Here is an 18386-nt window from a genome sequence, read left to right on the forward strand (position 1 = left end):
TTTTTAATAAACGTCAGTTTAAAAATCCGGCGTTTTTTAATAAACGTCTTTTTGAAAATTTGTCGTTTCCTTACAGACATTGGTTTAAAAAATCCACCGTTTCCGGGTACCATTTTGAATATCGTGCTTTACGGGTCAATAACCCACCTCGAAAGTGGGGGATTTGCTTCGGAAAGCCCTGATTGACCAGCCTGAGTCTTAATTGACTACATTGGACATGTCATGATAACTGCAAATGATTCAAATGCTTCTTCAATTTGTAGCTCTATCGTGCAATATTAAAAGTCCTGAGAGCCAGGGGCGGTGTGCTGTGCTTGACTAAGCATATTCAACATTGGCGAGGGGAGATCGTTAAAAACTGCGTTACCTGCTACGGGAACTTGTTTCAAAAGCAGAGTGGAGAAATCCAAAAGTGGAATGGAATGCTTAAAAGTGTACGGCATTCCTCCCACGACTAAAGTCGCAGGCATCCTGCCTGAGGGGTCGTGATTAATAGATGTATAAAATGATGAGGCTTATTGATACGATCCGCATCCCCCCTACTCAGCTCGGGGAAGATGTGGTCTTTACTGTGAAAAATTTGCTTCGAGAAAAGCTTGAGGGGCAAATTGATAAAAAACTTGGTGTCCTGGTCGCCATATACAAGATTGACGAAATAGGAGAAGGGCACATCCTGATAGGAGACGGGGCCGTTTTCTATGACGTGACTTTTGAGGCCATTATGTTCTTGCCCGAACTTCAGGAGATTATCGAGGGTGAAATCGTCGAAACCGTAAGTTTCGGGGCTTTTATCGGGATCGGACCTATGGACGGGCTTCTGCACGTCAGCCAGATTACGGATGACTTTATTTCCTACGACGCCAAGAACGCAAGACTTGTTACAAAAGGCGGAGGCAATTCTCTCGGGGAAGGAGACCATGTAAGGGCCAGGATCGTTGCGGTAAGCATTAACGAGAGGGAACCCAAAGAAAGCAAGGTCGGGCTTACCATGCGCCAGACTGCGCTTGGGAAACTTCAGTGGCTTGAAGAGACCCGCAAGAAAAAACAGGCTCTTTCCGAAGATATCTGAGTTGCTAATGCCTGTAAATCATGATTTAAATATATTAAAAGAAAAGAGGATTGGCCATGGCAGATAAAGCATGTCGGCACTGTTTGAGGATCCTGGAAGGACTTAATTGCCCTATCTGCGGGACCTCGGACCTGAGCGAAGAATGGACTGGGCTTGTGATTATCCTGGACCCTTCACGTTCGGAAATCGCTAAAAAACTCGGGGTTGACATCCCGGATAAATTCGCTCTGAAGGTGCGCTGAATTGAGCATTGGGTTCGAACTTCCTGAGGAGCTTCGCCCCCTCATGAAAAAACCCCTCGGAACCCTATATAGGGGAAAGGGAAAAGACACTATAGAGAAGTTCGTCGGGCGGCTTGAAAACCCCACAAAACTTATATCCGTGGGGGATGTTACTACCTTTCACCTGCTCGAAGCCGGGATTATTCCGGACATCTGCATTGTGGACGACCGGACCAAAAGGCTACCGGTTTCAGATGACGTCTTGATTCGGACAAAGGACCGGCTGTACAGCGAGGTTCTGGTGGATAACCCTGCCGGGCTCATCACCGATGAGCTTATCAGCACTATTGCAAAGGCCGTCAGGGCTCAAACCCCGACCCGGATCTTCGTCCGCGGGGAAGAAGACCTTGCTACCCTTCCCGTGATAGTTATGGCCCCTCTGGGCACGGTGGTCCTTTACGGACAACCCGATGAAGGAGTGGTCTTTGTGGAAGTCACGGAGGAGACAAAGGCCTTTATCCTGAAGCTTTTCGAGAAGATTATCCCGGGAGAACCCCGGAATACTGAAATAAACCATATATGGAGAATTTTAAATGGATATATTGATTCGTGAAGATAAAAACAACCCGCTTTTAAATAGAAGGGAACTGGATTTCGTTGTGAAATATGAAGGTTCGACCCCCTCCAGAAGCGATGTCAGAAATAAGCTCGCAGCAATGTTGAACGCACCCCTTAAACTGCTGGTCATCCAGAGAATGACTCCTATTTTCGGAATGCAGGAAACTAAAGGGTATGCCAAGCTCTATGAAGAAGAAAGCTACATGAAGAAGATTGAGCTCGAGCACGTCCTGAAGAGAAACCCGGACCCCACCTCCGCAGAGAATGCTGAGGGAGAAGAAAGCACAACTGAAGAGTGAGGTGAAAAAATATGGCAGTCAAAAATTACTACAAGGTCGAGGGCGATTCCGTAACCAGACTCAAACAGTTCTGTCCGAGATGCGGTCCCGGGGTATTCTTAGCTGATCACAAAACCCGTCTGACCTGCGGCAAGTGCGGCTACACAGAATTCAAGAAATAATCTTCACCCTGATATTTATCAATCTTTTTTTCAAACGGGCTACAGCTTTCTGTGGCCCCCGTTCACTCTTTTTACAATTTATTACTTTTTTTGTCTGTTTCTGTTTTTTCTCCGATACAGGAGCTTAGGGATAGGGATGGTAAAAAGAGAGTGAATATTTAACGATAGTCCGTTTTTAAAATAGGATATTTGATAGTCAAATTGCGTGCGGCCACCCCGCCCTAAAGAAGCTGTCCGACAATTCAATTTCAGGACAAAAATAGGTAAAAAAAAGGCATATAAAACCTTTAAATCGAAAAACACGGAATTCAGATATTACTGATAGTAATTGTCGGACAGCCTGTAAAGGACGGGGTATTCATGACCCTCCGCGCTCCCAAAGTAATAAAATAAGGTAAAAAGGAAATCAGGCAGAGGAAAGTGCCACAATGGCTTCTGCCAGATCTCCATTTGAATTTTTAAGGGCTTTAAGGGCCGCTTCTTTGGAAACGCCGGTCTGCTCCATGACAAGCTGAACGTCCTCTTCGGGAATTTCAACTTCCTTAGGGACTACCTTTACATCACCCACGATCTGGTAGGTGTCGGAGCCCTGGGCCCTCATGATCGTGACGTTTGCATTTTCGATGATTATATTGGAATCGGCGGTTTTTATAATGACTTCTTCAACGTCATTGACTTCTTTAATATTGATTCCCATCTGTTTCATCATCTGTTTCATTTTGGTCGGGTTCATTCCCCGGCCTCCCATTCCTGGAAGCATAAGATTCCCACCTCCTATTTGTCAGTATTCTTGTGAACTACCGCTCGGCTAAAGACCTACCGGCTTCCTGCTTCATACCCCGGAGTAACCTCCATGAGTCCACAGGCTCTTCCCGCCGTCCCGGCGGTGTATCTTTAAATAGTTCTCTTTCGCTTGGTTATTTTCCAGTTACACTGGAAATCCCACAAATTTTCAATTTGTGCGATCGCAAAAGTGAATATTTATAAATAGTTCTGTTAATATCTAAATGTTTTGTTATTAAATATTATATCGGAAAGTGGACGCTTATATCCCCTGAGCTAAGACTCAGGGGTTTTACGCTTCTCCAGATAAAAATGTAATAGAAAACCCCAGAGTCTTTAACTCAGGGGTATTTAACATGCATTCCGGCAGGCTTAATGGCAACTACCGCAGGTTCCGCAGCCACCCGCATTGGGGTTGCGTATCAGGAATCCTTTTCCGTTTTCGTCCTCAACGAAGTCGATCTTGCCCTCGGCCAATCCCTCTTCGACGTCCTTTGTCATCACGAGTTTGATGCCGTTACTCTCCATCTTTATGTCACCTTCTTTTTCTTCTTCATCAAGGGCAAGCCCATACTGAACTCCACTGCAGGCCACTCCTGCAATATAGATCCTGAGGGCTACGTCTTTTTCGTTTTGTTCGTCGCTTTCAAGTATGGCTTTCAGTTCTGCAGCGGCTTTGTCTGTTACTTCAATCATTAAATTACCTCTTTATTTTTTTGAATTAAAGATTAACTAATTAATTAAGATTAATAAGCTTGATTAAGGATTATTTAAAGAGTATTTTTTGCCTTATCAGGCACGTTTCACGATGTTAACCCTAAATGTTGATATAGTCTTGCATTTAATACATTATAACGCTTATGCGGGATTGACATCTTTTTTTCGATTTGAGATATATTCTCTTTAAATATAATATATTAAGATATGCCTCTTCCCGGGAGATTATTTTGGAAATCTTCCTCTTCTCTATCGGAAATCCGCGTAATCATAATTATTTCTTATCATTTATATATTTTTCCACTCATAAAAATAATTATATAGGGAAGATAGTTTCTCCTTTATCGCTCCCCTCTACCTCATCTGCCTGTCGGAAAATAACAGTCGCAGCTGTGATTCACAGGAATTCAGCGTCTTCATCCATGGGTTCTTCCAGGATCTGGGCGGTACAGGCATTGATCTCAAGGGAGTTTCGCTTGCCCTTTACTTCCCAGATCGGGACATACACAAGCTCCATTTGCAATTCAATGTCTTCAGGGCGTGGTTTTATGCACCTCTGTTCATAGATGATAGTCTGTCCAGTGGTGTTGTTGAAGCGCATCTCCCGGGTGTTTTCTTCAATTATCAAATCTATAAGTAACTATTCAGCCTACTGATAAAAAAAGCATAGTTTCAGCTAATGTTGCAACTATCGGATAATAGCGGCGCTCCATTGAGCGCCGCTCGAATAGCATCCATGACATTCAAGCTATTCTTTCTAATAGTGGATATGTATCCCCGAATTCTGCAGAAAGCTACCGCTCCTTCGATGCTTCGGAAAGTTCCCGAAATCTTCTGTTGTAGCTTCATCATTCTGATGTCTCGCTCTGCTTGATTATTATCAAATGGAACTCTCAGGTCATTGAGGAATTTCAGAATCCTATCCTTGTATTTTATGAACCTATCAAGGAGATTCTTTGCTTTTGTTTGTGCTGGTCTTCCTCTTTTTTTAACCTGTTTTGAGAGGTCAGGAGGTGGATTTTCTTCAATTCCCTCTTTAATTATTTTATCGTATATTTCCTCGAATGCCCTGACTTTTATTGGATCTATTGGAATTTCCATTTCTCTGCATTCGTCGGTATATTTTTTTACTTCACTCAGAAGTTCATTTACTTTTTTAGCCCATTGCTGCTCAAAATTCTCTTCAACTCCAGTGAGGTCCCTCTTAAGATGAGCATTGCAGAGAGCATGTTCACATCCATATTTGTTGTATGATGCCCAACCATCATGAACTACTACCCCCTTGTATTCTGGAAGAAAACCCAAAGCATTCATTGCCTCTGATCCTCTTTTTGGATGTACAAAATAGTATGTCCACAGACTGTTTGAAACAACATGGAGCCACCATTTTGTCCCTAAAACCCTCATTCCTGTTTCATCACAATGTACAGAATAGGCTACCCGTAGATGTTCGAAAACAGCTTTTTCGAAAGGTTCCAATTTCTGGAATAATTCCTTTTCAGCTCTTTTTATGGTAGCAGGGCTGATACGTATTCCATAAAAGTCCTCTGACAAATCACAAATCCGTTTATAAGGAATCAATTGAAAGTTCCTTAAATATACAAGAGAGGATAAAAGGCGAGGTCCATATTGAATAGGGAATTTTATAGAGTCTGGAAAAGTACCTTTGTTTATTTTCCCACAGTGAGGGCATTTCTTGGACTCAGCACGATGTTCGGTAAATATGATGTTCACAGGAGGAATATCAGCTTCTTGCCTGCGTTCACAGTCCCGAACTTCAGTATCTTCAAGATCATGACCACAATTTTCACAGCAGTGAGGGGAATGAAATATTATATGGTCAGGATCCCCAACCATTTCGAAAGTACTTCCAGAATGACCTTTTTGACCACCAGGTTTTTTCCCACTTCTTGTGCGGCTACTCTTAGGTTTAGGTTTTTCATTCACAAAAACGTCAGTAGAAGGAGGTTTACTGCTGTTTTGGCTGTTTTGATTTAGACGAGCCTCTAAAACCCTTACACGTTCCTCAAGTTCAGCAATTTGAGAAGCCTGTTTCTCTATGATAGTCTCAAGTCTCTGAATTACAGCAACGACTGCTTCAGGGCCTTCTTCATAGATTTCAAGAATCTCTTCACGTGTAAGCATGATACTGAAGAGATAGAGTTATTTTATATGCAATTTTTCCTCGAAACGAGGAAAAATTGCCTTTGTTCAAAGTATGGCTGAATAGTTACATCTATAATATGTCTTCTTGCCTCTTTTTTATCAACCATGGGCCTTTTAATCTCATATACAACAGGCGGGACCCGGGTGGGGTTTTCCATCTTTTCAAATTCCATCTCTTCCTTTCTCTTGTTCAGAGCATTAAGGTAGCCTTCTCCGTCCCCCACAATGCTCAGGACCTTGGACTTAATCCGTTTTTCAGCTTCGACGCTATACCCATACTTCCAGAAAGGCACAAACTTCAGGATTGCGTCTTTTGGATTGCTCAGATGAGCCTTTGCAAGGTTAATAGCCTGTTGTTTTGAAACACTCGGTTCAACCGATTTTATATTCAAAACTTCACAGGACTCTTCGGAAGACCTTTCGACATTTGCCGGTATTTTATGTTCATTCTCGTCCTTTACCTCCCACCTGATTCCCGGTGTATCCTTATCCACTGCGCTTTTCAACTCTGGCCTCTCTCTCCCGGAGTCCATATTTTCCAGCGGCGTAAGCCCGGTCCCGAAATCAGCCTGCAATTTTTCTCCACTTATCGCGTATCTCATTTTCCCGTCAGGGGAGGCCGGGATGTTCCTATCCTTTTCCTCAGGAATTTCGGACCCCTGAAGTTTACCTGCCTTTTTTTCCATGTTTTGCAGAAAAGCCTTTCCTATTTGCAGGGACAATTCGTCCCGATCCCATATCTGTATATGGAGATCATTTGCATATTCGTTCAGTTCTTTCGTGGCCTTCCGGGTTATTACATAGATTCCTGTGTTTTCTTCAATTTTTCGAGAAAAGGTCTTTATTTCCTCGTAGTCAGGTTGCAGGGAACACCTTACAAAGGCCCGGTACCCGTTTTTCTCAACAACGATGTCACATGGGCCGGATTTTGTGACGTTGAATTCGGATGATTTGAAAATGTACTCAAGGAGTTTTAGAAGGTCTTCTTTCATAATTCTCATTTGCTTATATCTTACAAAACTAAAATACTTTATGTTTGAGACCCCGCTTTCCGGAAATTTTGGGATCTATTCCGAAAGTTTTGGAATATTTGGAATATTCGATTTTTGAAAGTCCTTTTTCCATGTACTTGAGAGTATGTCAGACCTGTGGATGACAGGTATATAAGAAATCAGTACATAATCTGATAAATATGAGCGGGAATCGGTTGGGGTCTGAGGCCTTTTCCAATTATGAAAAGGGAATTGAAAAGGAGTGGCTTGTAGGAAACGGGCTCGGTGGGTATGCCTCCTCCTCTATTATAGGAGCCAATTCCAGGACCTACCACGGCCTGCTCGTTGCCGGTTTCAGGGAACCTCTGGGAAGAACCCTTCTATTTTCCTCTCTTGATGAAGACCTTTCCCAGGAAAAAGAGGTCTTCCATCTGGCGGCTCACAGGTATCCCGGCACGGTTTACCCCACAGGCTTTCAATACCTTGAAAAGTTCACCCTCGCTCCATTTCCAGCCTGGACCTTTCAGGCAGGGGCCTTTACGGTCAAAAAAAAGCTTTTCCTGGTCCACGGCAAAAACACGACAATACTTCTCTATGAAATCAAAGACAGAAGATGTGAAAATGCAAGGGAGGAGAGAAAGGGGGGGGAGTCCCCCCGTTCCCGTATAAGGCTTAATCCTCTCGTAAACGCCCGGAGCTTTCACCGTACAACCCGTTCGAAAGACCTAACTTTTTCCGAAAAGCCTCTGAAAAACGGGGTAAAACTGGAAAGTTCAAACGGTTTTTCCTTTATGCTTTTTTCCAGCCTTGATTTTCACCCGGACCCTAAATGGTACTACGACTTTGAGTACGATATGGAGCGGAAAAGAGGCCTCTCTTTTCAGGAAGACAACTATATCCCGGGCTTTTTTGAAACTGAACTCAAAGCAGGAACTTTACGTTTTTTCGTTGCAGCATCCACGGAAGACATCTCCTCCCTTTCCCTCGAAAAGGCCGAAGACCTCTACACAAAAGCGGTCTACCGGAAAAACCTCCTGGCCTTCAATTCGAAGCTTTCAGACCCTTTTGCGCTCTCCCTTCTCAGGGCCACGGACCCCTTTATCGTGAGGCGGCCGGCAATCGACCGAAAAACTGTGATTGCAGGCTACCCCTGGTTTTCCGACTGGGGCCGGGACGCTATGATTGCCCTTCCCGGCCTCTGCCTTATCCCCCGCCGCTTCGAGGACGCGAAAGCAATCCTTGCGACCTTTGCCGCTTACAGTAAAAACGGGCTTATTCCGAACCGTTTCCCTGATTTTGATGTGGAACCGGACTACAACACCGTGGACGCTTCCCTCTGGTTTGTCCATGCACTCGGCCGCTATTATGCCTATACGAAGGATGTCGAATTTCTCAAAGAGGTCTGGAAAAGCCTGGAAGCAGTCATAGAGCACTACCGGAAAGGCACGGATTTCGGAATCAAAATGGACTCTGACTGCCTGATCCGGCAAGGCCCGCAACTTACCTGGATGGATGCGAAAATAGGTGACCTGGTGGTAACTCCGAGGGCCGGCAAGACCTGTGAGATCAATGCCCTCTGGTACAACGCCTTAAAGACCGCCTCAACTCTCGGGAAACTGCTCGGGAAGGATTCCGACGTTTTCGATTCACTTGCCAAAAAGGCCGCCGAAAACTTCGAGGACCTTTTCTGGAACCCGGAGGAAAACTGTCTCTTTGACTGTGTATTCGAGGACGAAGAGGGCAGGCTTATCAAAGACCCCGCCATTCGCCCGAACCAGGTCCTGGCAGTCTCCCTTCCCCATACCATGCTCCCTTCTGAAAAAGAAAAGGCCATCGTGGACCGGGTGGAACGCGAGCTTTTGACCCCGTTCGGACTCCGGACCCTTTCCAGAGCTCACCCTGACTACAGGGGCCGCTACCACGATGGCCCGGAGGAAAGGGACCTTGCATACCACAACGGCACGGTCTGGCCCTGGCTGCTCGGCCCCTTCGTTAGCGCTTACATGAAGGTCAACAATTACTCTAAAAAAAGCAGGGAAGACATGAGGGCCCTTCTTCTGGGCTTTGACAAACACCTGGAAGAAGCCGGAGTCGGCAGTATTTCCGAGGTCTTTGACGGGGATTTTCCTTACACCCCCGGAGGCTGCATTGCCCAGGCCTGGAGTATTTCGGAAGTTTTGCGGGCCTATGTGGAAGATGTACTCGGAACCAAACCCTGATTTTGATCTTTCAGGCATTTTTTCTGGCTCACTCTCTTTTTTTCTCTTCCCCTATTATTTTTATACTACAGCACTAATCTAAGGCACATGATCGACTTTGACAGCCTGAAGTACGAAAACGGCCTTATCCAGGCCATAGTCCAAGACCACGTAAACAAAGAGGTGTTGATGTGCGCCTATATGGACCGGGAAGCCCTTGAAAAGACCATTGAGACAGGGCTTGCCCATTTCTGGAGCCGGAGTCGGCAGAAGCTCTGGAAAAAAGGTGAAAGCTCGGGGCATGTACAGAAAGTAAAGGAAATCCGGATCGACTGTGACCTGGATTCCGTGCTTCTCCTGGTCGAACAGGTGGGAGGAGCCTGCCACATGGGGTACAGGTCCTGCTTCTTCCGGACCCTGGAAGGGGTTGTTGTCGGGGAGAAAGTCTTTGAGCCCGATGATGTCTACTGAGCCTGATAAGGCCTACTGAATCGGATAAATAGATTGAATCGGACAGGGATACCTAACTTTTTTTAAAAATATTGGGTTTTACCGGGACTTTGAAGGGCTAAAGTCTCATCTTCCCGGCTTTCAACGCCGGGAATATTGATAATAATCTCTTTTTCTACTCCTATCCTCAAAAAAATTGTCCCAGAAGTTTTATTATATACTTCCCGGCTCAATATCCCTTTATATGACTGATGAAAAGCAAATAGAGATAATCGTTCCGGATACCAGTGTCATCATTGACGGCCGGATATCCGTGAAAATAAGGAGTGGAGAATTCCGGGGAGCGGAAATTATCATTCCGGAAGCGGTTGTCTCGGAACTGGAGGCCCAGGCTAACAAGGGCAAGGAAATAGGGTTCAAGGGACTGGATGAACTTTCTGAATTACGCAGACTGGCAGACAGAGGTGAGATTAGCCTGAGTTTCAGGGGGGTTGAGCCCACCCTTGAGGAAATCAAGCTTTCAAAAGAGGGCAGGGTCGATGCCCTGATTCGGAGGACTGCCCTTGAGGTGGGGGGACTCTTCGTAAGTGAAGACAGGATCCAGTCCATTATTGCAGGGGCAAAGGGGCTTGAGGTCATGTATATACCCCCGAAGGTCGTGAACCCTTTGGAACTGGGCCCTCTCAGGATCGAAGAGTTCTTTACCGAGGATACCATGTCCGTGCACCTGAAAAACGGGGTTTCTCCAATGGCTAAAAAAGGGCCTATAGGGAATGTGCGCTATGTAAAAATCAGGGATGCTACCGCCACCTTTTCGGAGCTCCAGAGTATTTCGAGGGGGCTTATTGAGAGGGCCAGGGTCGATCCCGAGTCCTTTATCGAGATGTCTTCCAACGGGGCGACGGTTTTGCAGATCCGGAATATGCGGATTGCAATCACGCACCAGCCTTTTTCCGACGACCTGGAGATTACGGCGGTCAGGCCCACCGTTATCGTGGACCTCGAACAGTACCACCTGAGTGACAAACTCGAAGAGCGTATCCTGAGCCAGCGGGGCGTCCTCATTGCAGGTCCACCGGGCGCAGGCAAGTCCACCTTTGCGGCCGGAGTCGCACGTTACCTGAATGACCATGAGCAGGTGGTCAAGACCATGGAGTCCCCCCGGGACCTGCAGGTGCCTCCCGAGATTACCCAGTACGCCCCCTTAAACGGGCGGATGGAGGATACGGCCGACCTTTTGCTCCTGGTCAGGCCTGACTACACCATCTATGACGAGGTCCGGAAGACCGCGGACTTCCTGATTTTTGCGGACATGCGTCTGGCAGGAGTCGGGATGATCGGGGTAGTACACTCCACCCGGGCCGTGGACGCAATCCAGCGCCTGATCGGAAGGGTCGAACTCGGGGTAATCCCCCAGGTCGTGGATACGGTCATCTTCATTGACGGGGGAGAGGTCGCAAAGGTCCTCATCCTCGCGTTTACGGTCAAGGTGCCCCACGGGATGATAGAGCAAGACCTTGCCCGCCCTGTGATCACGATTTCGGACTTCGGGACCGGAAAAGTCGAACACGAGATCTACACCTACGGGGAGCAGGTTGTTGTCATGCCCATAGGGGTCGAGCGTGAGGCCCGGAAACCTGCCTGGAGGCTTGCGGAAGAAGAGGTGAAAAATACCATTTCAAAGTACGCCAAAGGACCCGTTAAGGTCGAAATGACCTCAGACGACAGTGCAATCGTCAAGGTGCTGGCCCCGGAGATGCGCAAGGTTATAGGCAAAGGCGGAAGCGTCATTGACCGGATAGAAAAGACGCTCGGGATCCATATTGATGTCCGGGAGCTTGAAGCTGAGAGCCCGAAGAAGGGCACCAGGTACGAGGACAGGTACGAGCCGGACAGATACGAAGCCGGGGAAGCCGGAGAAGTTGGAGCTAAAGGGGCCGAAAGCTCTGTTTCCGGACATCCCATGCTGGAAAAGACCCGCAAACACCTGATCATGAAGACCCCGGACCTTGCCGGAGAAGATGTGGAGGTCTATGTTGAAGAGGAATACCTCTTCAGCGCGACCGTCAGCCGGCACGGAGATATAAAGGTCCGGATAAATTCCGATCTTGCCCAGGCTATTGGAAATGCCGTGGAGAATGGAAAACTCCTTGAGATACGGAAGATGTCAGCTACCTCTTCCTAAACTCTTCCTAAAACACTGGTTTTTGAGTAAAAAGGGGGTTCCTGCTGAATGGACTGAATTGGCTGAATTGGCTTAAAGCCTGGAAGTCCTGAAGCTCTGGAGCCCTGAAAATCTTGAAAGCTCCAGGACTTCCATTTTTTTCTTTTTACGGCCTGAAGGATCAGAATTGTCTGTTTTGCTTTTTTTCCTATTTTTCTTGCTTTTTATCTTCCTTTATTTTTTAATATTTTTGTTATATATCCAAAATTTTATATTCTGTCTTTGCCTGATTCTATGTAAGGAATTTTTGGGGATTTCAATTTAATTTAAATAACTTTATTTTTGGGGTATTGGGGGTATGTACAGGTGAGCAGATTTAATCTGAATGGGACCGGTCGGGAAGACCAGGAAATAAAAGAAGACCTTTGCGGACGAATCGAGCTTTTTGACCAGAATGTCCGGAGTTTTGAGATGCGGCTGCGGGCAGTGGAGCGGAGGATTTCCCTTGAGACTCCTCCCAGTTCCGGGGCGGGCTTTTCCAGTTATTCAGATCCTTTTTGTGAGGCCGGGGGTCAGGGAGTTTCCTCTTTATTGTCTCCCGAGGGGCCTTCGGTTTCCCCTGTCGATGTCCTGGATTCCGGGGTCGGGACTTTGGGTTCGAATTTAACTTCTCTGGAGGGTTCTGAAGTCTCTCCTCTTCTTTCCCTTTCGTCTTCCAGCAATCCTGTGGTTTCCTCCTCTGCTTTTCCGGGCGTCCAGGCCGGCGGCGGCGGAGGTCTTTCTTACTCCCAGGCAAGTGCTGAAAAAATAAAGGAAATGAACGCCCTCATTGAAGGCTTTTCAGAAAGCCTGCAGGTTCTTGAAGCGGCCCTGATCGAACTCTCGGATTTTGTGCATAATCAGCAGGCCCCCGAAATACAGCGGCTTGACGCGGAACTTGAAGAAAGAACAGCGGTCGGGAAGGATGCGGCCTCAAAACTTGAAATACGTCTTGGAGAAGTTGAAAACCAGAGCAGACTGACCTTTGGTTCCATAAAAGTCCCGGTAGAGGTCTCGGGAATTGCGGGGGCTCTGGTCCTTTTCCTTACAGGCTCCCTTGTCTGGCTTGGTCGATGGGACATTATAAGGTCTCCTTTTTTTCCCACAGGCCTTGCGGTCCTGATGGCCCTGACCGTGCTTTTCAAATTTTACATGATTAACCGAAAAAAAGAGAATTCAGGGCCGGAAGCTTCCTGAAAAAGAATACAGGTTTTTGAAAAACAGTGTCTGAAATTTAGGAGGGAAAAAGATCCCTCCCAACTCAGACCCCGGTAATTTTTACAAAATATTCGTCCGTATAGTCCCGGTGATCTTCTTTCATAACCTTAAGTGCAAGGTAACCCTCGTTTTTTCCCGCAGGCAGGGAAAGGTTCAGGAGTTCTATCCGTAGCTCTCCCGCTGCATTTGTAACTCCTGAAAAAGCGGCTTTTCGGTCCGGGCTCCGTATAATTACGTTCGCGTTCTCTATTCCCAGGTTTTCCCGATCAAGCACCGTAATTAAGAGGCCTGCCGGGACGGAAGAAAGGGGCAACTCGCTTATGTTTGCCATTGCGTACATTGGTTCCGGAGGGGCCGGAGTTTCGGAGACTGCCGCAAGGGTTGCGGCAAAGCCCGCCATTCCGACAATGGTCAGGACCACAATCCTCAGAGGAAGGCCCGCCGTCCCCTTTTCATTTTCCAGAAGTTTTTTTGAAAACATAGTTTGAAACCTTATCTACTTTCGAAGTCGTAACAGGTCTTTGCAGATCCAAAATCAGCGGGTCTTGATGATCATGACCGCGTCTGCCCTTTCGTAGTCATAGAAACCTTCTGCGCTTACCGTCAGGTCCAGGGTTCCTTCGTTCTGGTTCGGGCTAAGCCTTAACTGGGCCCCTTCGCTGTTTTCAAGGACCGAGTACCCGGTTATGTTCGTTATATTCGAGGCAACTCCCCCAAGCCCCCTCAGGACAACGTTCGCGTCCCTGACAGGGTTTCCATCCCCGTCGGTTGCCTTTATTTTTACCATTATGTCAAAATTATCTGCGTCAGTGGCGTCCACTATTATGGAATTTCCTGGGCTAAGGGTAGCACTGTCCAGCCCCGCTTCTTCTATAAATACGGACATCTCTTTCGTTGGTGTCGGAATTATTGAAATAAGGGTCGCCAGGGCCACCATCCCTACCACAAGCATCACCACAATGTTTATGGGAAGTTCCATGGCCGCCTCATCTCTCTTGAAAGCTTTCATTCTGTACTTATACCCCCAAAATATATTAATTAATTTTTAAAAAAACTTTATGATGTTTCTGTTTTCTGGTTAATCTTATATATACTTATTTACTTTTTTCTCCGCAGGCTGGAAGACCCCTTCCTCAATGTTTCTAATTGAAAATTCAAAACTCCTGTAAAACCTATGATTTAACAAGATTCCGAAAGAGGCAGAAGGGATAGTTCACTAAATGATGTCTCAAATTGCAGGACGAAACTGCAACTCTTATATATTCTCACGATGATAACTAAAATACTACATCATTAATCATTACTTTTCAGGGGAAACAGCTTTTTGAAGCAAAACATCTCGGAAACTCGATCCGAAGCGGTTGATAAAAAGAATTTTTTGTGTTTTTTAGGATTGCACAAATGGAAACGAAAGGGCGGAGCAATTTGTTTTTTTGGGAATATGCTTGAAAAACACTACGAATGCGAACACTGCGGGAAATCAAAAGTCTCTTTTGAGCACATCTCTAAAAAATAAATGCTCTAAAATTCGTTACGTAACATTAATCTATTTTAACATTATTTTTTAGGACTATGGCAAAAATCGTGATTATCGATTATGGGCTCGGGAATCTCCGAAGCGTGCAGAAAGGGATCGAGCACGTGGGAGCCAGCCCCGTTATCTCAGGGGATCCTGAAGAAATCCTTTCCGCCGACGGCTTGATCCTGCCCGGTGTAGGGGCTTTCGGGGACGCAATGAAGCACCTGAACCCCATGAAAGAGACCATCTATGAATACGCGAAGTCAGGAAGGCCCATGCTCGGGATCTGCCTGGGCCAGCAGGTCCTCATGAGTAACTCAGAGGAAGGTGGGCTTGCCGATGGGCTTGACCTGATTCCGGGAAGAGTACTCCGTTTTCCCAGGTCCGAACTCAAAGTCCCCCACATAGGCTGGAACAACGTAAAAATCAGGCAGGACCACCCCCTCTTCGAAGGGCTTCCGGAAAATGCCTTTGTGTACTTCGTCCACTCCTATTACGTGGACACGGCCCCGGAACACACCCTCTTGAGTTGTGAATACGGACTTGAATTTGCAGCTTCCGTTGTGAACGCCGGAGGCAACGTAATGGGGACACAGTTCCACCCTGAAAAAAGCGGAGATGTGGGCCTTCGGATTTTGAAAAACTTTGTCGGAATGTGCTGAAAAAATTGAAAAGATTACCTTCGTTTTTCCCTTTTTTCGCAGGCAGTCCAGAGGCGGCAGGTACATGTCCTGCCGGGCTTTCTGTAAGAAAACTGTTTCTTTGAGATCAATCACACACTTTGAAATAGCTTAGATATAATTTCCTTATACCGAATTTCCTTATACCGAATTTCCTTATACCGAATTTCCTTATACCGAATTTCCTTATACCGAATTTCCTTATACCGAATTTCCTTATACCGAATTTCCTTATACCGAATTTCCTTATACCGAATTTCCTTATACCGAATTTCCTTATACCGAATTTCCTTATACCGAATTTCCTTATATCGAATTTCCTTATACTTAATTCATTATCGTTTAGTTCTGTAAGAAGATGATATTATGGATATAGAAGGCTATGCAAAACGGGCTCTCCGGAAAGACCCTGAAAACGAATCCAAAATCGAAGCAAAACTGGTCGAGAGGATACTTGAAATCAAGGACATAAGCCCCGAGAGGGCCAGGCAAATAGCGGGGGCCGTCGTCACCGAAGCAAAAGCGACCCTGAACGTGAAAGGAGAAGTACTGGAATCCACCCTGTCGGGAGTTTCCATGGGCCAGTTCGGGGTAGGCTCCCGGGGCACAGGAGACTTTTATGTGCACTCCAAACTGGGAGAAGTCATAGGCAAAACCGGGGCCGTGGTGGACAGTTCCCAGCTTGACGATTCCGGGGTTGTGCAACTGGAAGACGGTACATTTCTTGTTCTCACCAACGACGGAATACATTCCCGTTTAAGTGATTATCCATTCCTTTCGGGGTTCCATGTGGCCAGGGCTGCGCTTCGGGATGTCTATGCCATGGGGGCCCGACCCCTTGCAATGCTTTCTGACATCCACGTCGCAGACGACGGGGACATTGCCAGGATCTTTGACCACATAGCGGGCATCACCACGGTCTCCGACCTCATGGACATTCCTCTCATCACGGGCAGTACTCTAAGGATCGGCGGGGACATGGTCATAGGCGACCGGATGACCGGAGGGGTTGGGGCCGTAGGGGTTACGACTTCCCTTACCTCCCGGAACCGGACAAGAGCCGGCGACCTGATCCTCATGACCGAAGGAGCAGGCGGGGGCACGGTCTCCACGACAGCCCTTTACTATGGAATGCATGAAGTCGTGGAAGAGACCATCAATATCAGATTCTTGGAGGCCTGTGAGGCCCTGCTGGAGTCCGGACTCCACGAGAAAGTCCATTCCATGACCGATGTGACAAACGGGGGAATCCGCGGGGACGCAAAAGAAATCTCCGGGACCGCAGGAGTAAAACTCGTCTTTGAAGAAAAAAAGATGCGGGCCCTTGTAAACCCGAAGGTCCTTTCCATGCTCGAAACCCTGAAAATCGATTATCTGGGTGTCTCCATTGACGCACTCCTGGTAATCACGCCTCCGGAGTTTGCGGAGGCTATCATGGAAACCATCCGGGCTGTAGATGTCGAAATCGATATCATAGGACATGTCGAGGAAGGCAGTGGAGCTGAAATTCTGATTAACGGGGAACTCCGGGACTTCTCTCCGAGGTTCAGGGAATCGGCCTACACTCCCGTAAAGAAGGTGCACGGAGAAGAGATGCCCCGGGACTTTGAGGAAATGCGGGCCGCCGTTGACCGGGCCGCGGCCGAAGCCATCGAGAAAAAGCAAAAAGTCCTCGAAGCAATCCGGAAGAAGCAAAAAAGCTGAAGGATTCAAAAAACGTTTTTTAAAAAATAGAAGTTGTGGGCAGGTTTCAGGTTTTATCCAGAACACAGGCCCACATTCTTCTTTTTAATTTCCAGAACTTTTTTCTTCCTCTTCTTCTTTTCTTTTTACCAGAAGGAACTCCTCTTCCTTTCCCGTAATTTCCACAGTTTCCCCTTTTTCTATCTCTTCATTGGCCCGGGCTTTCCAGTACTCACCCCTATAGCGGACAAAGCCCGGTTTTTCAGGCCCTATCGGGTCTATTGTATGGGCCGTATCCCCTGTGAAAGCTCCGATTACCGGCTTTTTATTCCTTGACTCGGCCACCTTGTAGATGGCAAAGACCAGGAAGAGCCCGAAAACAATTGTCGGGGTGACGATGGTCAGGGTCAAAAGCCTCCGGAACTCGGGGGTGTATATGTTTTCCGCGCCCAGGGGCACCAGAAATATACTTCCCAGCACAAGGCTGACAAGCCCCGTAATTCCAAAAATCCCGAAGCCCGGGGACTGCAGTTCCAGAATCATCAACCCTATGCCCAGTATCATCAGGAAGAAGGCCCCTATGCTGATGTCAAAGCCCGTCCCGATAAGCCCGAGCACTATGGCAATAACCCCGAAAATCTCTGCCCCTGCTCCGGGGTTTGAGATCCCGAAGATAATTCCGTAAAGCCCGATTGTCAGGAGCAGGGAAGAAAGGACCGGGTTTGAGATTAACCTGAGAAAACTCAGGGGAAGCGGAGGGTTGTAAGGCTCGGTTTTTGCGCTTTCAGTCCGGAGGGTATTTCCCTTGACCTTCTCTCCGTCTGCCTGAGAGAGGAGCTCGGGAATCGAAGAGGCCACGTATTCGATTACCCCGGCTTCCAGAGCTTCTTCGGCGTCAAGGTTTTTGTTTTTCGTAATAACCTCTTCCGCGAAGGTCTCATTTCTCCCGTGTTTTCTGGCGGTCGAGACCGAAAACTTGACAAGGGCGTTTATGATCTTGTCATCTTCCACGGGTTCGGTCCCTGACGCGGAGATCCGGACCGGCTGGGCCGAGCCAAGCACGGTAAAGGGGGCCATGCCTGCAATGTCCGTGCCGAGCAAAATGAGAGTCCCGGCCGACCAGGCTTTCCCACTTTCGGGCACGTAGCCTATCACGGGCACGCTCGTGTTTTCCATTTCTTTAATGATTACCTGAGTCTCTTCCAGGCCTCCTCCGGGGGTGTCGATGCTTATCAAAAGGGCTTCAAAACCTTCGGATTCAGCTTTGTCTATGGCATCGGCCACAAGGTTATCGGAGGCAGGTGTTATGGCTTCGGAGATTTCCAGAACCAGAACCCTCTCTTCCGGCCCTGCTCCCGCGGGAGTCGCAAGCATGGAGAAAAGGATGCAGCCCAGAAGAAAAAAGGAGA

19 protein-coding genes are annotated in these 18386 nt (G+C 47.2%); 11 read left to right on the top strand and 8 right to left on the bottom strand.

The window, feature by feature from the left end:
* The first annotated feature begins 496 nt into the window (after positions 1 to 496).
* Genes ACZ5QV_RS03105 through ACZ5QV_RS03125 form a run of 5 tightly spaced genes read left to right on the top strand, consistent with a single transcriptional unit; the run spans position 497 to position 2368 of the window.
* Positions 497 to 1069, top strand: a complete 573-nt coding sequence (locus ACZ5QV_RS03105) for a DNA-directed RNA polymerase (protein WP_464601176.1) — start codon at positions 497 to 499, stop codon at positions 1067 to 1069.
* Positions 1070 to 1125: 56 nt separating this feature from the next.
* Complete coding sequence (spt4, locus tag ACZ5QV_RS03110; protein WP_464601177.1) at positions 1126 to 1311, top strand: transcription elongation factor subunit Spt4; 186 nt, start codon at positions 1126 to 1128, stop codon at positions 1309 to 1311.
* A gap of 1 nt (position 1312) precedes the next feature.
* A complete protein-coding gene (locus ACZ5QV_RS03115) occupies positions 1313 to 1903 on the top strand; it encodes a GTP-dependent dephospho-CoA kinase family protein (protein WP_464601178.1) in 591 nt (196 codons plus the stop codon).
* On the top strand, positions 1884 to 2207 hold the full coding sequence (locus ACZ5QV_RS03120; protein ID WP_464601179.1) for a 30S ribosomal protein S24e: 324 nt from the start codon (positions 1884 to 1886) through the stop codon (positions 2205 to 2207). The genes ACZ5QV_RS03115 and ACZ5QV_RS03120 overlap by 20 nt, the downstream gene beginning before the upstream one ends.
* An 11-nt stretch (positions 2208 to 2218) precedes the next feature.
* On the top strand, positions 2219 to 2368 hold the full coding sequence (locus ACZ5QV_RS03125; protein WP_464601180.1) for a 30S ribosomal protein S27ae: 150 nt from the start codon (positions 2219 to 2221) through the stop codon (positions 2366 to 2368).
* A 406-nt stretch (positions 2369 to 2774) separates the two neighbouring features.
* Here the strand turns inward: ACZ5QV_RS03125 and ACZ5QV_RS03130 are convergent, their stop codons facing one another.
* The 5 genes from ACZ5QV_RS03130 to ACZ5QV_RS03150 all read right to left on the bottom strand — a co-directional run bounded on the left by ACZ5QV_RS03130 (position 2775) and on the right by ACZ5QV_RS03150 (position 7026).
* Positions 2775 to 3128: a nascent polypeptide-associated complex protein gene (locus tag ACZ5QV_RS03130; protein WP_464601181.1), complete on the bottom strand. Its 354-nt coding sequence runs from the start codon at positions 3126 to 3128 to the stop codon at positions 2775 to 2777.
* Between the two features lie 395 nt (positions 3129 to 3523).
* On the bottom strand, positions 3524 to 3847 hold the full coding sequence (locus tag ACZ5QV_RS03135; protein WP_464601182.1) for a HesB/IscA family protein: 324 nt from the start codon (positions 3845 to 3847) through the stop codon (positions 3524 to 3526).
* Between the two features lie 418 nt (positions 3848 to 4265).
* On the bottom strand, positions 4266 to 4496 hold the full coding sequence (locus ACZ5QV_RS03140) for a hypothetical protein (RefSeq protein ID WP_464601183.1): 231 nt from the start codon (positions 4494 to 4496) through the stop codon (positions 4266 to 4268).
* A 44-nt stretch (positions 4497 to 4540) separates the two neighbouring features.
* Positions 4541 to 6013 (bottom strand): IS66 family transposase, encoded by a 1473-nt coding sequence (gene tnpC / locus ACZ5QV_RS03145; RefSeq protein ID WP_464599339.1) that lies wholly within the window; start codon positions 6011 to 6013, stop codon positions 4541 to 4543.
* A gap of 23 nt (positions 6014 to 6036) precedes the next feature.
* Positions 6037 to 7026 carry a hypothetical protein gene (locus tag ACZ5QV_RS03150; RefSeq protein WP_464601184.1) on the bottom strand — a complete coding sequence of 330 codons (990 nt, stop codon included), beginning with the start codon at positions 7024 to 7026 and terminating at the stop codon, positions 6037 to 6039.
* A gap of 200 nt (positions 7027 to 7226) precedes the next feature.
* Between ACZ5QV_RS03150 and ACZ5QV_RS03155 the strand changes: the two genes are divergently transcribed.
* The 4 genes from ACZ5QV_RS03155 to ACZ5QV_RS03170 all read left to right on the top strand — a co-directional run bounded on the left by ACZ5QV_RS03155 (position 7227) and on the right by ACZ5QV_RS03170 (position 13074).
* Positions 7227 to 9245, top strand: a complete 2019-nt coding sequence (locus tag ACZ5QV_RS03155; protein ID WP_464601185.1) for an amylo-alpha-1,6-glucosidase — start codon at positions 7227 to 7229, stop codon at positions 9243 to 9245.
* Between the two features lie 87 nt (positions 9246 to 9332).
* The gene (hisI, locus tag ACZ5QV_RS03160) at positions 9333 to 9695 is read left to right on the top strand and encodes a phosphoribosyl-AMP cyclohydrolase (RefSeq protein WP_464601186.1); all 363 of its coding nucleotides are present in this window, start codon (positions 9333 to 9335) and stop codon (positions 9693 to 9695) included.
* A gap of 223 nt (positions 9696 to 9918) precedes the next feature.
* Positions 9919 to 11859, top strand: coding sequence for an ATPase, T2SS/T4P/T4SS family (locus tag ACZ5QV_RS03165; RefSeq protein WP_464601187.1), 1941 nt, complete (start codon positions 9919 to 9921; stop codon positions 11857 to 11859).
* Between the two features lie 345 nt (positions 11860 to 12204).
* On the top strand, positions 12205 to 13074 hold the full coding sequence (locus tag ACZ5QV_RS03170) for a hypothetical protein (RefSeq protein WP_464601188.1): 870 nt from the start codon (positions 12205 to 12207) through the stop codon (positions 13072 to 13074).
* Between the two features lie 64 nt (positions 13075 to 13138).
* Here the strand turns inward: ACZ5QV_RS03170 and ACZ5QV_RS03175 are convergent, their stop codons facing one another.
* Together ACZ5QV_RS03175 and ACZ5QV_RS03180 are read right to left on the bottom strand one after the other, a co-directional pair.
* Complete coding sequence (locus ACZ5QV_RS03175) at positions 13139 to 13576, bottom strand: peptidase associated/transthyretin-like domain-containing protein (RefSeq protein ID WP_464601189.1); 438 nt, start codon at positions 13574 to 13576, stop codon at positions 13139 to 13141.
* Between the two features lie 54 nt (positions 13577 to 13630).
* A complete protein-coding gene (locus ACZ5QV_RS03180) occupies positions 13631 to 14104 on the bottom strand; it encodes a carboxypeptidase regulatory-like domain-containing protein (protein ID WP_464601190.1) in 474 nt (157 codons plus the stop codon).
* Between the two features lie 563 nt (positions 14105 to 14667).
* Here ACZ5QV_RS03180 and hisH point away from each other — a divergent pair.
* Together hisH and ACZ5QV_RS03190 are read left to right on the top strand one after the other, a co-directional pair.
* Positions 14668 to 15276 (top strand): imidazole glycerol phosphate synthase subunit HisH, encoded by a 609-nt coding sequence (gene hisH / locus ACZ5QV_RS03185; protein WP_464601191.1) that lies wholly within the window; start codon positions 14668 to 14670, stop codon positions 15274 to 15276.
* A 384-nt stretch (positions 15277 to 15660) separates the two neighbouring features.
* The gene (locus tag ACZ5QV_RS03190; protein ID WP_464601192.1) at positions 15661 to 16998 is read left to right on the top strand and encodes an AIR synthase-related protein; all 1338 of its coding nucleotides are present in this window, start codon (positions 15661 to 15663) and stop codon (positions 16996 to 16998) included.
* Between the two features lie 84 nt (positions 16999 to 17082).
* On the opposite strand, the gene ACZ5QV_RS03195 is transcribed toward ACZ5QV_RS03190, so the two are convergent.
* Entirely contained in the window at positions 17083 to 18351 is a 1269-nt protein-coding gene (locus ACZ5QV_RS03195) for an NfeD family protein (RefSeq protein WP_464602020.1), read from the bottom strand.
* Positions 18352 to 18386 lie beyond the last annotated feature (35 nt).

The sequence above is a fragment of the Methanosarcina baltica genome (assembly GCF_055394095.1).

Bases quoted from the DNA above. Each gene is read 5' to 3' on its own strand.
- ACZ5QV_RS03105 (WP_464601176.1), top strand. From the start codon at position 497: ATGTATAAAATGATGAGGCTTATTGATACGATCCGCATCCCCCCTACT.
- spt4 (WP_464601177.1), top strand. From the start codon at position 1,126: ATGGCAGATAAAGCATGTCGGCACTGTTTGAGGATCCTGGAAGGACTT.
- ACZ5QV_RS03120 (WP_464601179.1), top strand. From the start codon at position 1,884: ATGGATATATTGATTCGTGAAGATAAAAACAACCCGCTTTTAAATAGA.
- ACZ5QV_RS03125 (WP_464601180.1), top strand. From the start codon at position 2,219: ATGGCAGTCAAAAATTACTACAAGGTCGAGGGCGATTCCGTAACCAGA.
- ACZ5QV_RS03130 (WP_464601181.1), bottom strand. From the start codon at position 3,128: ATGCTTCCAGGAATGGGAGGCCGGGGAATGAACCCGACCAAAATGAAA.
- ACZ5QV_RS03135 (WP_464601182.1), bottom strand. From the start codon at position 3,847: ATGATTGAAGTAACAGACAAAGCCGCTGCAGAACTGAAAGCCATACTT.
- tnpC (WP_464599339.1), bottom strand. From the start codon at position 6,013: ATGCTTACACGTGAAGAGATTCTTGAAATCTATGAAGAAGGCCCTGAA.
- ACZ5QV_RS03150 (WP_464601184.1), bottom strand. From the start codon at position 7,026: ATGAAAGAAGACCTTCTAAAACTCCTTGAGTACATTTTCAAATCATCC.
- ACZ5QV_RS03155 (WP_464601185.1), top strand. From the start codon at position 7,227: ATGAGCGGGAATCGGTTGGGGTCTGAGGCCTTTTCCAATTATGAAAAG.
- hisI (WP_464601186.1), top strand. From the start codon at position 9,333: ATGATCGACTTTGACAGCCTGAAGTACGAAAACGGCCTTATCCAGGCC.
- ACZ5QV_RS03165 (WP_464601187.1), top strand. From the start codon at position 9,919: ATGACTGATGAAAAGCAAATAGAGATAATCGTTCCGGATACCAGTGTC.
- ACZ5QV_RS03175 (WP_464601189.1), bottom strand. From the start codon at position 13,576: ATGTTTTCAAAAAAACTTCTGGAAAATGAAAAGGGGACGGCGGGCCTT.
- ACZ5QV_RS03180 (WP_464601190.1), bottom strand. From the start codon at position 14,104: ATGAAAGCTTTCAAGAGAGATGAGGCGGCCATGGAACTTCCCATAAAC.
- hisH (WP_464601191.1), top strand. From the start codon at position 14,668: ATGGCAAAAATCGTGATTATCGATTATGGGCTCGGGAATCTCCGAAGC.
- ACZ5QV_RS03190 (WP_464601192.1), top strand. From the start codon at position 15,661: ATGGATATAGAAGGCTATGCAAAACGGGCTCTCCGGAAAGACCCTGAA.
- ACZ5QV_RS03195 (WP_464602020.1), bottom strand. From the start codon at position 18,351: ATGCTTGCGACTCCCGCGGGAGCAGGGCCGGAAGAGAGGGTTCTGGTT.